We start from the raw sequence: 15,260 nt of genomic DNA, 5'->3' as shown, positions 1-15,260 counted from the left end.
AATGAAAATTAATGGCTTGCGATGGTGGGTAATTGCCCTTATCGCGCTAGCAACCATAATTAACTACATCGATAGACAGGCACTCAGTGTGCTTTGGCCAGACATTGTTGAAGATCTATTTCCCGACGAATCTGCATTAGAGCGCAAACAAATTTATGCGAATATTTCTATTGTCTTCGTTTTCGCTTACGCCTTTGGGCAAGCTATTTTCGGAAAAATCTTCGATTGGATAGGTACCCGTATTGGGTTTGTATTATCAATAGGCGTGTGGTCTCTTGCTACCGTGCTTCACGCATTTGCACAAGGCTTTCTGAGTTTTGCTATTTTTCGCGCCATTCTTGGTGTAGCAGAAGCGGGTAACTGGCCAGGCGCAGCGAAAGGCAATGCCGAGTGGTTTCCAACTAAAGAGCGTGCGTTGGCACAGGGTATTTTTAATTCTGGCGCTGCGATAGGTGGAATAATTGCTATCCCAGCTATCGCTATGATGACCATTTACTTTAGTTGGCAGCTTATTTTTATTGTTGTGGGGTCTTTGGGCTTTTTATGGCTGGTGCCGTGGCTTGTTCTTGTTAAAGCTCCGCCTGGCTCACACCCGTGGATAACTGATGAAGAAAAGCAGTACATACTCACTGGCCAGCGCATGGTTTCGAGTGATGACGCCGCTGATTGTGAGAGCGAATACAATCCCTCTACAAAGGAGCTACTGTCGAAAAAGCAAAGTTGGGGCGTAATTATCGCTTCCGCTGCTATCGACCCTATTTGGTGGTTGTTCGTGTTCTGGATCCCAATTTACCTTAACGAAGTGTATGGCATGGATGTTAAGTCTATTGGTCTGTATGGATGGGTTCCATATGTTGGCGCCATGCTGGGCGCATGGTTCGGCGGCTTACTCGCGCAGAACCGCATAAAGGCAGGCTGGAATACCGATAAAACCCGAAAACTCGTTATCACGCTGGGTTGTGTGATTATGCTTCCTTCGCTACTGGCGATGGCAAATCCGGGGTCTGCAATTACAGCGGTGTTGATTATGGCTGTCATTTTATTTGGTTTTCAAACGGCTATCGGAAATGTTCAAACACTACCCAGCGACTTATTAGGTAAAAAGTCGGTGGGAACCTTGTCTGGGTTTTCCGGAATGGCCGCGAAATTAGGCGCTGTAGGGTTAACGTCATTGGTACCTATGTTAACCGCCGATGGCAACTATACTCCTGCTTTTATTATTGGCGCATCGCTTGCCATTATTGCCGCTGCTGCGGTGTGGCTTCTTATTCCTAAAATCGAACCAATAAAGCAATAGTGTTTTTACTGTGGGCTCGATTTTATCAGCCCACAGTCTCTATGAATTACCAAACAAGGCGTACCAAATGAAAAAGCTAAGCTTTATGGGCGAATGCATGGTTGAACTGCGCTCAAATGAAGGCTCTGATACATCGCTACATCAATCGTTCGCAGGCGATGTGTACAATTCTGCCGTTTACTTAAAGCGATGTTTTTCTGATATACAGGTGGGGTTTGTTACTGTCGTCGGAAACGACACCTTTAGCTCTCGCATGAAGGGCAACTTTGAAGTGGAAGGGCTAGACACCTCATTTGTGTTTTCAAATGAAAATCGCTCTGCAGGTCTGTATTTAATTGATACTGATGCTTCGGGAGAGCGCAGCTTTACCTATTGGCGATCACAATCTGCCGCTAAAACCATCATGTCATTCCTTAAACCAGAAGCGTTAAGCACATTGTCTGAAAACGATATGTTTATGTTCTCTGGTATTTCCATTGCCATTATCCCACGCGACGAACGGCCGTCGTTCTTCCGTTTTATTGAGGCGTTAAAAGAGAGTGGCGTAAAAATTGTGTTCGACCCTAACTATCGTGCACGACTTTGGGAAACACCTGATGAAGCAAGTAAGAACTTCAAGCAGGCACTTTCGCTTTGTGATGTAGCACTCGTTGGCGTGGAAGACATTATTGAGCTTTTTGATATTGAAAGTGCAAACGATGCCTTAGCCCTTTGCGAATCATTTGGCGTCAGTGAAATCGTTATCAAGAATGGACCTTTATCAGTGCTCACCGTGTTAGACGGTGAGCGTTTGGAGCACGCTATTGTGCCAGTTGCCAACGTAGTCGATACCACATCGGCCGGCGATGCATTTAACGGTGTGTATTTAGGCGGCAGGCTTAATGATGTGCCTATTTCTCGTTCGGTTGAACTTGCAGCAAAAGCAGCAGGCACTGTGATTCAGCATCGCGGAGCAATCATCCCACGAGGAATCGTTGAAACGGCATTAGCTGAACAACGCTAAATAATTACTGAACAATTGACACTTATTTTTTGTTAGATGTAAGCGGTGGCACATCCATCACACTGTTTGCAGAACACCTTTCAGGTTAAGGCCTATTAACATTCAACAAATAGAGAGACCATTTTATGACACGCTTTTCTGAACTTATGTCAGGCCAAACCCTGTTGCCAATTATTCAGGCAGATTCCCCTGAGCAAGGTGTGAATATTGCGAAAGCAATGTCGAAGGCAGGCTTAAACCTTGTAGAGGTTGTGCTTAGAACAGAGGCATCACTTGAAGCGCTTAGCGCCATTAAGTCAGAAGTACCTTCACTCATTGTGGGGGCAGGCACAGTGATAAACGAAGAGGTATTATCTGCCGCTATTGAAGTGGGCAGTGACTTTATCGTGACGCCTGCGGTATCTAATTCACTGTTAAATGCGTTAGAGGCATGTCAGATACCTGTATTGCCTGGTGTGTCGAATACTGCAGACATACTTATGACCCTTGAAGCTGGTTTCACTGAACAAAAGCTTTTTCCAGCATCTCTATCAGGTGGTGCACCTTTTTTGAAAGCAGTGTCATCGGTATTTCGCGATGTTACGTTTTGTCCTACAGGCGGCGTGAATCAATTGAACAAAACTGATTACCTTTCGCTACCTAACGTATTTGCAGTTGGTGGAACGTGGGTCGCGAAAAAAGAGTGGGTAAGCGAAGAAAACTGGGAAGCAATAACGCAGTCTTGCCAAGAGGCAAACGCATAATTTTTTGCTTAGAAGGGGCGTTTATCCGCCCTTTGTTCTCATTAACTAACCTACTTGTATGACCAAATTGTAGTTTGATACACTTTTTTTTCGATTTCTTGTTTTAATTTTGTTCAATCGCCAAAAGACGATTATAATTAAGTTGTTGATAATAAATGCTAATGTTTTTATTTTGCTTGCTTGAGAGCTTGAATTGAAATATTACCAATTGCGTGTATATTGACGCTATATAAAGTTAAGAATAGCAATTTAGTTCGACGGGTAGTCTGCAACGGCAGAAAAATAAATATACCGCCAGAGCTAGAGAAAGTTGCATAGTGGGCGCGTAATGCGCACTACGTTTAATTGAAAAGGTTTCGAACATGAAAAGTCGTCGAATGTTCTGGCAAATTGCAGAAAAAATAAAGGCGTTAATTGCATCAGGTCTTTACCCACCAGGAACGCGTTTACCCGCCGAGCGTGAGTTAGCTGAGACATTCGATGTAAGCCGTCCGACGATCCGAGAGGCTATTATTGCCCTTGAAGTACTTCAGCATGTTGAAGTGAAGACGGGGTCTGGCGTTTACGTACTCGATAAGCCAAAAGACAAAGAAGACGCTACCACAGAACAAATAAGTGCATTCGAGCTGACTCAAGCAAGAGCACTTGTAGAAGGTGAAGCGGCTGCTTTAGCTGCATTGTCGATTACTGATGAAGAGCTTTCTGCCCTTGAGAAGACATTAGAAGCAATGAAAACCGGGGTAAATGCGGAAGAAGCTGACCGTGATTTTCATATCATTATCTCACGTGCCACGCGCAATAAAGCCATACTGTTGGCAGTAAATAAGTTCTGGTCGTTACGAGATTCACAGCCTCAAATCATTCAAGCTTACAGCACGGTTTGTAGTCAGTCTGACCAAGATAGACTGGAAGAGCATTATGAAATCTTCGAAAGCTTAAAGGCGAGAAATTCACAGGCCGCGAGAGCTGCTATGCATGCTCACTTCAATCGCTTAATCGACGCGCTGTTTGCAGCGAGCGAGGCGCAGGCGCTAGAAGAAGTGAGAAAGAAAAGCAGTCAAACTCGCGATCTTTATTCATTAAGCCATTTGCGTACTAACTAAGCCATTAGCGCGCAAAGTGAGCCATCAGCGCACAAAATGAGCCATCAGCGCACAAAATAAGCCATTAGCGTACGAACAAAGCCATTACCGTACAAAATATGCCATTTGGGAACGGATTTCTCCGTTCCACCTCATATCAGTAGTTGCTAGTTACCATGTTCATTCTCAATTGAATAAAAGCTGGCAACTACACGCTCTGCTTCATTTGCAGAATTGTTAACGTGATATACACCTACCTTGAAATACAGATATTGATCATCTTCATCATAACCACTATTCCCAATATTTAAAGAACGGGTGACGTCAGACTTTCCTTCTCTTGAAATCGTTGCGGTGAGCGTGTCACCTTCAACGTCAATAACGTAGGTAAAACGCTCATTAAGTGCTATGCCATCAGTGGGGTTGTTTGCATCACTGTCTCGCGAGCCGATCATTTCTACCCATATTTCTTCTTTCTCGCCATTCGCTGTTGCCACTGCTCTGCGCTCGTGGGCAAAGTAAATAGCGCCTAAGTTATTACTAGGCAACTTGCGGTAGTACAGGCGTATTGGCTCGTCATCGTTAGCATGTATTTGACCTATGATCACGCGGCCTATTTGGAAATTCTCGCCTGTAGTGGTAACTTCGTTTACCGCCATCTCAACCCGTAAACGACCATTCACGCCGCCTGCAGCATCTTGATTTGCCTGAGAGGCGGAGGAGAGTACCCAGTTGTTTTTATTAACGCCTTGGGTCTTAATACTGGTATCGCCGCGTCGCAACATTTCACGTAACTCAACGCGAACATAATTGGTGTTTACAGAGGTTTTAAAACCGATTGTAGGAGAGCGCATCACTAACGCGCCATCGTTACCTACATAGAAATATTCGGAGTTGGTATACCCCTGCTGAAGCCTAGTTTCGCCTATGTTATCAGCCGTGCCTGAGTCATCATTGTCTGTTGGAATGCTTAAATACCAGTCTTGTAAATCGATACCCGCAGTTGAAGTAAGTGCAGATGAAATTTCACCGTCGCCTTCAGTGCAATTGAATAACTGAACCTCAACTATTGCGTTATGGTCATTAACAGAGTTTCCAAACGGGGTAACACGTATATAGCGAGACGTTACAAGCGCTGGTAATGAATAAAGCTCGAAACCCGCAAGCTGTGTATTTGAGTTGATATTTGATCGCTGTGTATCCCAGCTTTCACCATCTAGTGAGGTTTCAATAGAAAAGCGATAAGCGCGAGCTTCGCTGTCATACCACTTAATTTGAAGAGCACCTAGTTGTTGGTCGCTATCAAATGAAAGCACGAGCGCAGAATTAGTGCCTGTTGATTGCCAACGAGAGGCGTTAGAGGTATCGCCGTCGATAGCTTTAGATGCATTAAAAGGCGCTTTTTCTTCAGTCGCCGATGCGCTTAACCCTGTTAATGGTAACGCGCTACATGCTTCCGTCTCATTTGTTGGGGGAATGGGAGACGGTGTTGGCGCAGAGCTATCGTCTGGTAAAGGCGTTTGCGAGGTTGTGGACGATGAAGAAGAGCCACAGCCATTTAGCGAAGTAAGCGTTAGTAAAACAAGCAATAAGCGAAACATATACATTCCTTACTGGCGTTGAAGAAAAAAAGGGCCCATGTTCGGGCCCCAATTACTCACAGTGAAACCTTGGTTAATAGCGGAATTGCACGCCAGCGAAGACTCTTTGACCGTACACATTAATTTCTGCAAAGTTGTCTTGGGTTGGGCGATACTGGCGTCTGGGCTCATCAAAGATATTGATAGCCTCTAGACTAAACTTCCAATTCTTATTCAGGCGATAAGACACACGCGCCTCAAATACTTCCGTATCGTCTATGAATCGAATAGCGCCAGGCGTATTAACAAACTGCTGGAAGTAGTTGCTTCTGTACTTGTAGTTAATAGATGCGCTTAAGTCTTCCCATTGATAATAGAGCTGCGTAGAAATAACGTGCTCTGAAAAACCGAACAGGTTAGCTGGTGCAACAATGCCCGTACGCGAAATTAAATCACCCGAGCTAGGGTCGATAACTGTTGATTCGCCGAAGCTCTCATCTTGAAATTCAAAATTCGAGTCTGCGTAGTTGTAGCTAAGCTTTATACCAAAACCACTTAACCAGCTATCTAGGTATGAAAATGAGTGTGTAGCGGTAATTTCAGCACCATAGATAGTGCTGGTATCGTCGCTAGTTTGAGGCGCAGTAACGATGGTTTCTAATTCTTCACCATCAACTTCAAAAATTTCGGTTTGAGACGTGTTTGAGAAGCCACCTTCAAAGCTTTTGTAATACAAACCAAGCGCAAGAATAGTATCTTCGTTTGGATACCACTCAATAGCGGTGTCTACATTCCAAGATAGGAAAGGTTCAAGTACTGGGTTACCTACTGCCACTGCGCGCGCAAGCGCATCTGATATCTCGCCAGTGTCGCTGTCTTCGTCTAGGCCTAAGAAGTTTCTGCCAAAGCCTAGGTCTGATGGATCTGGGCGTGACAGGCCGCGATAAATAGCGCCGCGAAACATAACCTCATCCGAGAGGTCTACGATTAAATTGAAGCTTGGAAGTAACTCAGTGTAATCACCGCCGCCTTCTACTTGAATGAGTTCGTCAGTAATAGGGGCAATGCCTGTAATTAGGCCGTTTTCATCGCGTGTAGCCTGTAAGGGTCCTCGATATGACAGAGACGATACTTCTGTTCTTACAATGCGAAGACCAAAGTTGCCGCGTACACCATAATCATTTATGAAAGTGTCGTAGTCTGCCTGCAGATAGGCCGCGATGGTTTTCTCTTCAACGTCAACAGCTGCAATATCTTGTCTATCTGAATCATCAACCGTTGGGAAGGCGTTAGCGATTGTTAGCACCTCTCCCGCATCATTAGTCACTGTGCCTAGCAATGTCTCTGCTAAACAGATTGGATCGAACGTAGCGAAAGAGTTACCTGTTCCTGCGCTAATTACGTTACCTTCGCTATCAACGTTGGTGAAAAGCGGCGCGCCTCCAGTCTCATCGTCAAAGAAGCCTGATTCAGGAAATGCGTTGTTTCGGCAAGCATCATTAGCCATAGCTGCCGCTTCATCACTGAACGTTACCTCTGTTCGGTTGTTGGTACCACTGCCACCAGGTACGCTGTCGTATTCTAACTTAGATAGCCTAACACCACCTTTTACACCAATGATAAATTCAGAGTCTGGTATGTAGTCGAAGTCAGCGCGTACCGCTGAAATCTTGTTATTTCTAAATTGGTTTAGATCTAGGCGTGTTCTTGCTTCATCAGCAAAAGCACCGTGGTAGTTAACGTCGAAGTCTTGAAGTGTCCATGTAGGTACAAGAGAACCGTTGGCAAATATCTGTGCTGCAGTTCTTACTTCACCGTTACCATCCGCTCCCAGTACATCATTACCGTAGATGTCTACATCTTCCGACTGCAGTCTGGTTTGAATAATATTTTCGCGTCGTTCAGTTTCAGAGGTAGATAGGTCAAGAGATATGCTTAGTCTATCGTTTACCGTATAGTCGAAACGTAAGCCTCCTCCAGTGTACTCTTCAAGGCGTTCTGCAAATTGGCTGTTTGTTTCAATGTTTTGCGTAGCTGTAAATTGTCTTAGTGCACCGTTAGAGGTAGCCACAAGGTCAAAGGGGAGTCTTTCTGACGCTGGCGTGGTATAGCCATCAATGTGGTTGACTTCGGCAAAGACGAGGTCGTTTCTTACTTCACTAAAGGTTCTATCTGAAAGCTGTACGTCGGCATTTACCTCTAGCTTGTTATTAGGGCGCCACTGGATAGCACCGAAGAATGATTCTCTATCGTCGTCGGTAACGTTTTGTCTAAACGAGTTTTGCGAGCGAGAAAAGATAAACGGCTCCGAAGCATCAGGCGCTGCGCCGGTACCATCAGTAATTAAATTTAGCGCGCCGCCGTTATCTTCACAGTCTGTGCGGCTGCTGTTAATTCCGTCACCAAATGCTGGTGAAACTCTGCATGCATCCCAACTCGTTCCTGTTCGAGCTTCCTGTTCGGGGTTGGTCGTTACGTTCTTTTGATAGCCTACAGATATACCTATGTCGCCGAATCGTTCAGTTTCAAATTGGTCCACAAAGCTACTGGTAATACGCTGGCCAAAGTCGCGAATAGGGTCTTCTAAATCTGTATTGTCTGGATTCCAGTTACCTTTATATTCAAACTGAAAGCGGCGTTTACCGAAATCTAATGGTTTGATGGTATCTAAATGTATTTGACCTGAAACACCGCCTTCAATCAGCTCAGCAGACTGTGTTTTATAAATCGCAACTTTATTAAAAAGCTCTGATGGAAACTGAGAGAAGTTTACAGAGCGGTCACCACTGCCGTTCGCTGCTTCACGACCGTTCATTACCGTACTGCCTAGATAAGGGCCAAGGCCTCGAATTGAAATTTCCGTTGCACCGCCTTGCTCTCTGTGAGAAGACGCGCCAGTAAGGGTTTCTAATGCCTCACCAATAGACAAAGCAGGCAGGTCGCCAATGTCGTCAGCAGAGATACCATCAACAATTTCAGTTGATTCACGCTTTATCGAGATAGAGCTTTGAATAGTACCTCGAATACCTTTAACTTCGATAATTTCGGTTGTTTCTTCATCGGCAGCATCTGCTTCTTGCGCTGAAACTGGGGCGCTCATAAGCAGACCTGCAGAGCACGCAGCATAAACCAGAGCTGGGCTGAAGTATTTGGCGCGAATGGCGTGTACGAACGGATTTGGTTTTCTCTGATTTATCATCGTGGCTTCCATAATGCTGTGTCTTTTGTTTTGTAGGGCTTTCAGCAATTTATTTGGTTATTAAATCTAACCAAAACGCATATCTGTTATTACCAATTTGTTTCATTGTGTAAAGCCAATGCTAAGGGTTTGTTTACGTATTGGCAACAAATTTACAAGAAAATAATTAAAATTGTCATTATTTCGCTTATCTATGAGACGGATAGCCAAAAGATGTAGATCGTGCTTTTATCTGCTAAAAGGCTATTAAATATATATAAATCAATCCATTAATGTTTTGGTGTTCAGTGGTTAGTGGTTCTCGATGTCAAAAAAATGTTATCAGTTTGTTTTTCTGGTGGTAATAATAAATTCTTTGTGGTTACATACCAATAACTATTTTGGTTGTATGTATTGGTAAGGTTGGTTTTCTCTATTGGTAAGTTTTTGGCAGTGGGGTTTATCAGCATCAAAGAAAATAAGCAGCGAGAGTAATAATGAAAAAAATAAGTATTTTAACGCTTAGCGCCTTAAGCCTAGGGCTTGCGGGTTGCGGTGGTGATGATGGTGCTACAAACCAGCCTGGTGCCTTATCTCTTTCTGGAACGGCTAAGGAAGGAGAGACGTTAACTGCATCAGTCAGTGACCCTGACGGTATTGATCAAAACACAGTGGTGTTTACATGGTTTGCAGATGGTACACCAATAGCAGATGCAACCGATGCTTCTTACACGCTTACGGTAAATGAAGCTGGTACACGTATTCGTGTAGCGGTTACGTACGTCGACCTGGGCAACACGCGTGAAGGTTTTACTACAGAAGAAACCGAGGTGGTAGAAGCGTTGCCTGTTAACTTTGAGGGTGTTATTACCATTTCAGGCTCTACAACGGTAGGGCAAACGTTAACGGCAGACATAACAGACGATAATGGTTTGTCTGGCACCGTAACTTACAGCTGGGCCTCAGACGGCGATGTTATCGAAGGAGCTGTATCTAATTCGCTTGAGCTTGTTGAGGCTTACGAAGGAACTGCCATTACGGCTATGGCTTCATATGTTGACGATAGTGGATTTGACGAATCAATTACCTCTGAGCCTACTGAAGCTATTGCACCAGTGCCGGCTGATAATGTAACGGGCTCGCTTGACGACCCTATTACTGGTGAGCTAACAGTAGGTGCCACGCTTACTGCACCTACCCCTGTTGATGCCAATGGCGTTTCAGGTGAAATTAGTTACCAGTGGCAGTCGCGTAACGTTGGTGAAGATTTATCTACAGCGGTCAATATCGATGGTGCAACAGAAGCAACATTAGTCGTAACAGACGCAGACTTAGGCAAAGTGCTTTCAATTAACGTATCTTACACAGATGATGCGAACTATGAAGAAGACCTTTCGAAAAGTGCAGATGACCAGATATTTACGTTTTATGTGCAAGGTGAAGTGTCGCTCACTGCAGCGCTAGCTAACGCGCAAGAAGGCGATTCAATTGGTATCGCGGATGTATTAAATACAAGTGATACTGCAGATGATTATGAAGATATGGCTGAGCTTTCTATCGCACAAAATAATCTTCTTATTAAACGGGTAGCAGAAACTAACGCGGTCATTTCAGGCACTACGTGTATTGCATTCAGTTCGTCAGTCAGCGGTGTAGTATTAGATGGTCTTGTGTTTGAAGAGTTAGTGATACCCGTTGCGGGGAGCTGCGGTGAAGGTCGTGGTTCAATTGACCTAAACGGCTCTGGCAATACTATTAAAAACGCTAGTTTCTTGAGCGACTCAGGTGCTACGCGACCCAATTTAGGTTCAAGTGATGAGTCTCACTACATCACGGTTAGTGGTACCGACAATATTATTGAACGTAACCTATTTACTGGTAAAAGCGTCAACGAAGCTGAAGAAGGCTCTGCTATTAGCATGTTCCTAGGTGTCGGTGACACGCCTAACTCATTGGGCGATCATCAGCGTAACATTGTTCAATACAATCTGTTCAAAGACTTCCTACCTACCACTATTGACGGTGACGGAGAGTTCGACACTGACTCAGGTAGTCACGCTGTTCAGGTTGGTCGCTCTGGTAGTGGCGATGGCGCGGGTCGCGGCGAACATGTGGTTCAATATAACCGTTTCGATCGCGTACTTGTGGATCGTGGTCTTATTATTGTTCAAGGTGGCGGTAATAGTATTCATGCCAACACGATTGTAAACTCTTGGGGGAATGTCGAGTTGCGAAATGGCTATGGTAATACCGTGTCGCAAAATATCATTATCTCAAGCGGAGAACCTTATACGGCAACCGTTGGCGGAGTAGAAGGTACTAATAATAAAGACGGTGGTATTGCTTTCACGCCTTTAGGCCATGCAATTACCGACAACTTTGTTGCTAACATCATTACTAATTCTTCAGACCGCGCAGCACTGCATATCGATTCTGATTATATCGACAGCGGTAACTCATCTACGCAAACACTGATTGATGCAGGCCTTGATTTAAATACGGTTATTGCTCGTAACACGATATTAAATACAACTAACGCCATTCAGTTTGAAGATGATTCTTCTCGCGACGGCGCAGAAAACTGTACTAATCTTGATTACACCTTGGACTTCGACAGTAACCTTATTGCTAATCAAAGCGCAGACAACAACATCTTCGGCACGGCTTCTGGTGCTGGTGCTACAGCGATTAAGCAAGATGAATATCCTGCTCATGGTTGTGCATTAGATAACGATTCTGACTATGATAATAACCATATTTATGCTCAAACCGTTGCTGATTTAACACCGATAATGCCAAAGCGCGATAACACATCTTTGGTTGATGGTGTTGATGGCAACATATTGGCTGACAATTCAGAAGACGGTGCAAGCTTGAGTGAACCCACTGCGAATAAGTTAGTGGAAGGTACGGGTAGCGATGCCGGTATTGGTGCAGCGCTGGACGACCTTATCTTTATTGAAGAAAACATGGTTGGGCCTTATTCAACGTGGGAAGCACCGGCTCTGAGTAACTAAAAAAATCAACTAAACAAATTAACTAGGCACACTTACTAGGTAAAGCAACACTGTATTGCAGTTTGGTATATCAGTTAAGCGAGTATTGAAGCTGTAGCCTTTTCGCCAACAAGTATTTTTGTCGGTAAGATAAACAAAAATGCCCCAATAAATGGGGCATTTTTTTACGTATTCACAATCGCAGTGAATAACAAAGGCTTTTCTAGTTCTCTTCTGGTGTACTTTCTGTCACCGTAAGTTCAGTAAAGGTTACTCGCGTGTAGTCACCATTTTTTTCATCTTCTTCCCAATTACCCGTGCCTAAACAGGCCGGATACCAGAATGCGGGGTCGTCTTTTGTGCTGCACTGGTTATAAGCGCCAGCTTTGAAGTAGTTCCAATCAAGGGTATAACCGTAGGGGTGATCGTATTTATCTACCTGTCCATACGCATCAACGGCATTGGCAAGGTTAATGGAATACTCAATGGTTTCATGATTTTCTGACTCGAACCTAAGGTGCATGATATCGCCATGAACGTTCACGGTGTAGCTGAACGTCTCATCAAGCTTAATGCCTTGAGCGCCAGGGTCGGTACTGTCAGTCCACAGGTTACCCCAAACAGGATAGGCAATGTCTTTGCGTTTTGGGTCGCTTTTAGGAAGGTTTCGCTCATAGGTCCAAAATACCGAGCCGGTTTCGTGTTCAGGCCATTTTTTAAAATATATTTTTAGCGGTTCATTGCCCCAGCCAAAGCCTTTTACTTTCTTTTTCCATTTAGTTGCGTGAATTTGGCCTACAACCACAGAATATGCTGGTGGTTTCTCGGGATACTTAGCTCTTAGCGCTACATGATTCACTTTCAATGTGGCCTGCATTTTTCCACCCACACGGGCAAAGCGTCGCGCTATGGGGTTACTGGCAACGGTAAAGCTATTTTCTGCTGACTGTGTTTTAACTGACTTATTGTTGCCACGCAGCATGTGGCGCAGTTCGCTTCGCGTATTTGTAGAGTTCTTTGTAGTTAATGCTTTGTTAGGGCTGGTGAACACCAATCCACCTTCGTTATTCAAATAGAAAAACGAAGGATGCGTAAAAGATTGAAGGTCTTCAACAGAAATGTTGTCAGCTTTTCCATCGTTGTTACCGTCTGCAGGTAACGTTAAATACCACTCACTTAAATCATACTGTTGTGCATGCAGCGCGAGGTCTTCCGCCCATACTGGACTTGTGGTTGCTAATGCAGTGGCGAGTACACTAGAGAATGTACTAGAGATAACAAGCCAGCGCTTTTGGATTGGCAAAATTGCTTTCATAAACAGGCCTTATTATGTAATTAATGCAGTATACGTAGGGCTGCGGTCGCATAGCATAGGTTAATGTTTCCGCAACTTCATAGTAACAATATTGCCATTGGTTTACCAATTAGTTTAATTTGGTTTTACATTTTTTAGTTATTGGTAAGGTTTGTGGTGGGTTCGCTGTAGATTTAGATTAAGGGGTAATAAAAAAGCCAGATAGCAATGCTAACTGGCTTTTAAAAAAACGATGGTTAACAACAATGTTGTGTTAACAGTCCACAATAAAGACTTTTCAATGAGCCTTTTTTATTGACCTTTGATTTCGCTACGGCCTTTGTAAGTTGCAGCGTCACCAAGAGCTTCTTCAATGCGAAGTAATTGGTTGTACTTAGCAACGCGGTCAGAACGGCATAGTGAACCCGTCTTGATTTGGCCCGCTGCTGTACCTACTGCTAGGTCGGCAATAGTGGCGTCTTCAGTTTCACCAGAACGGTGAGAGATAACTGCCGTAAAGCCCGCATCTTTTGCCATTTTAATAGCGTTAAGGGTTTCAGTTAGTGAACCGATTTGGTTGAACTTGATAAGGATTGAGTTACCAATACCGTTATCAATACCGCGCTTAAGAATTTTAGTGTTAGTTACAAACAAGTCGTCACCAACTAGCTGTACTTTGTCGCCAATCTTCTTAGTTAGGCTTGCCCAGCCGTCCCAGTCGCTTTCGTCCAGGCCGTCTTCAATAGATACAATTGGGTATTGTGAAGAAAGGTCAGCAAGGTAATCGCCAAACGCTTCTGAATCGAAGCTCTTGTCTTCACCAGATAGTACGTATTTGCCTTCTTTATAGAATTCAGACGCCGCGCAGTCTAGTGCAAGGGTGATGTCTTCATTCATTTTGTAGCCAGCGTTTTCAACGGCTTCTACGATTACTGCAAGCGCTTCAGCGTTTGAACTTAGGTTAGGCGCAAAACCACCTTCGTCACCAACTGCTGTATTAAGACCTTTAGCAGACAGTACTTTCTTAAGAGCGTGGAAGATTTCTGCACCCATACGTAGTGCTTCTTTGAAGCTCTTCGCGCCAACTGGCTGTACCATGAACTCTTGAATGTCTACGTTGTTGTCAGCGTGCTCACCACCGTTGATGATGTTCATCATAGGTACTGGCATAGAGTATTGGCCAGATGTACCGTTTAGGTCTGCAATGTGCTCGTAAAGCGCTACGCCTTTTTCCGCCGCAGCCGCTTTAGCTACAGCAAGAGAAACTGCAAGAATTGCGTTCGCACCAAGGGTTTCTTTGTTTTCTGTGCCATCAAGGTCAATCATGATGCCGTCGATATCAGCTTGCGCTAGTGCGTCTTTACCGATAAGCGCTGGCGCGATGGTATCGTTAACTGCTGCAACTGCCTTTGTTACACCTTTACCTAGGTATCGAGACTTGTCGCCGTCGCGTAGCTCTAGTGCTTCGCGGCTACCAGTAGATGCACCAGATGGTGCTGCAGCACGGCCCATTACGCCTGATTCTAAGTATACATCTGCTTCTACGGTAGGGTTTCCGCGTGAATCTAAGATTTCGCGTCCGATAATGCGACTAATTTTCGCCATGTTTTTTCCTCAACAATTGAATGGGGTGCAACGGGAGAGAGCACCCCTTTTATTAGAAATTAGTGATTTTCTTTCTGGTATTTTCCTGCCGCAGCAACGAAACCAGTGAATAATGGGTGTCCATCCCGAGGAGTTGATGTGAACTCAGGGTGGAATTGGCCCGCAATGAACCAAGGATGATCAGGGATTTCCACCACTTCTACAAGTCGCTTGTCAGTGGACAAACCACTTACTTTCAATCCTGCAGCTTCAATTTGGTCACGCAGGTTGTTGTTTACTTCGTAACGGTGACGGTGACGCTCATAAATTTCGGCATTACCATACATCTCATGAACTTTTGTACCTTCAATAAGGTGACATAGCTGACTACCTAGACGCATGGTACCGCCAAGATCTGAGTTTTCTGTACGAGTTTCAGTTGTTCCTGCAGCATCTAACCACTCAGTGATAAGGCCGACTACAGGGTAAGGGGTTTCAGAGTC

Annotated in this window: 10 protein-coding genes; 5 read left to right on the top strand and 5 right to left on the bottom strand. The window is 44.4% G+C overall.

Annotated elements, in window-relative coordinates:
• Position 1 precedes the first annotated feature (1 nt).
• The 4 genes from QVA83_RS00530 to QVA83_RS00515 all read left to right on the top strand — a co-directional run bounded on the left by QVA83_RS00530 (position 2) and on the right by QVA83_RS00515 (position 4,146).
• Positions 2-1,297, top strand: a complete 1,296-nt coding sequence (locus QVA83_RS00530) for an MFS transporter (protein WP_014948494.1) — start codon at positions 2-4, stop codon at positions 1,295-1,297.
• 67 nt (positions 1,298-1,364) lie between these two features.
• A complete protein-coding gene (locus tag QVA83_RS00525) occupies positions 1,365-2,300 on the top strand; it encodes a sugar kinase (RefSeq protein WP_156077986.1) in 936 nt (311 codons plus the stop codon).
• A gap of 125 nt (positions 2,301-2,425) precedes the next feature.
• Positions 2,426-3,043 (top strand): bifunctional 4-hydroxy-2-oxoglutarate aldolase/2-dehydro-3-deoxy-phosphogluconate aldolase, encoded by a 618-nt coding sequence (eda, locus tag QVA83_RS00520; protein WP_156077987.1) that lies wholly within the window; start codon positions 2,426-2,428, stop codon positions 3,041-3,043.
• A gap of 362 nt (positions 3,044-3,405) precedes the next feature.
• Positions 3,406-4,146: a FadR/GntR family transcriptional regulator gene (locus QVA83_RS00515; RefSeq protein WP_014948497.1), complete on the top strand. Its 741-nt coding sequence runs from the start codon at positions 3,406-3,408 to the stop codon at positions 4,144-4,146.
• A 146-nt stretch (positions 4,147-4,292) separates the two neighbouring features.
• Here QVA83_RS00515 and QVA83_RS00510 read toward each other — a convergent pair whose 3' ends face one another.
• Both QVA83_RS00510 and QVA83_RS00505 read right to left on the bottom strand, forming a co-directional pair.
• Positions 4,293-5,726 (bottom strand): polysaccharide lyase family 7 protein, encoded by a 1,434-nt coding sequence (locus tag QVA83_RS00510; protein WP_156077988.1) that lies wholly within the window; start codon positions 5,724-5,726, stop codon positions 4,293-4,295.
• A 73-nt stretch (positions 5,727-5,799) separates the two neighbouring features.
• The gene (locus QVA83_RS00505; protein WP_039224966.1) at positions 5,800-8,904 is read right to left on the bottom strand and encodes a TonB-dependent receptor; all 3,105 of its coding nucleotides are present in this window, start codon (positions 8,902-8,904) and stop codon (positions 5,800-5,802) included.
• A gap of 476 nt (positions 8,905-9,380) precedes the next feature.
• On the opposite strand from QVA83_RS00505, the gene QVA83_RS00500 reads away from it, so the two are divergent.
• Positions 9,381-11,900, top strand: coding sequence for a poly(beta-D-mannuronate) lyase (locus tag QVA83_RS00500; protein WP_156077989.1), 2,520 nt, complete (start codon positions 9,381-9,383; stop codon positions 11,898-11,900).
• A gap of 202 nt (positions 11,901-12,102) precedes the next feature.
• Here the strand turns inward: QVA83_RS00500 and QVA83_RS00495 are convergent, their stop codons facing one another.
• The 3 genes from QVA83_RS00495 to QVA83_RS00485 all read right to left on the bottom strand — a co-directional run.
• Positions 12,103-13,194, bottom strand: a complete 1,092-nt coding sequence (locus tag QVA83_RS00495; RefSeq protein WP_156077990.1) for a polysaccharide lyase family 7 protein — start codon at positions 13,192-13,194, stop codon at positions 12,103-12,105.
• Positions 13,195-13,485: 291 nt separating this feature from the next.
• The gene (gene eno, locus QVA83_RS00490) at positions 13,486-14,778 is read right to left on the bottom strand and encodes a phosphopyruvate hydratase (protein WP_014975823.1); all 1,293 of its coding nucleotides are present in this window, start codon (positions 14,776-14,778) and stop codon (positions 13,486-13,488) included.
• A gap of 59 nt (positions 14,779-14,837) precedes the next feature.
• Positions 14,838-15,260 (bottom strand): glutamine amidotransferase-related protein (locus QVA83_RS00485; RefSeq protein WP_287498000.1); only part of this gene is annotated, 423 nt, incomplete at its 5' end.

Origin of the sequence: Alteromonas sp. AO-Serp (assembly GCF_017849675.1) — a bacterium.
Lineage (GTDB): Bacteria > Pseudomonadota > Gammaproteobacteria > Enterobacterales > Alteromonadaceae > Alteromonas > Alteromonas macleodii.
The sequence above is the reverse complement of the archived record's forward strand: the minus strand, read 5'-3'. Positions and strand labels throughout refer to the sequence as shown.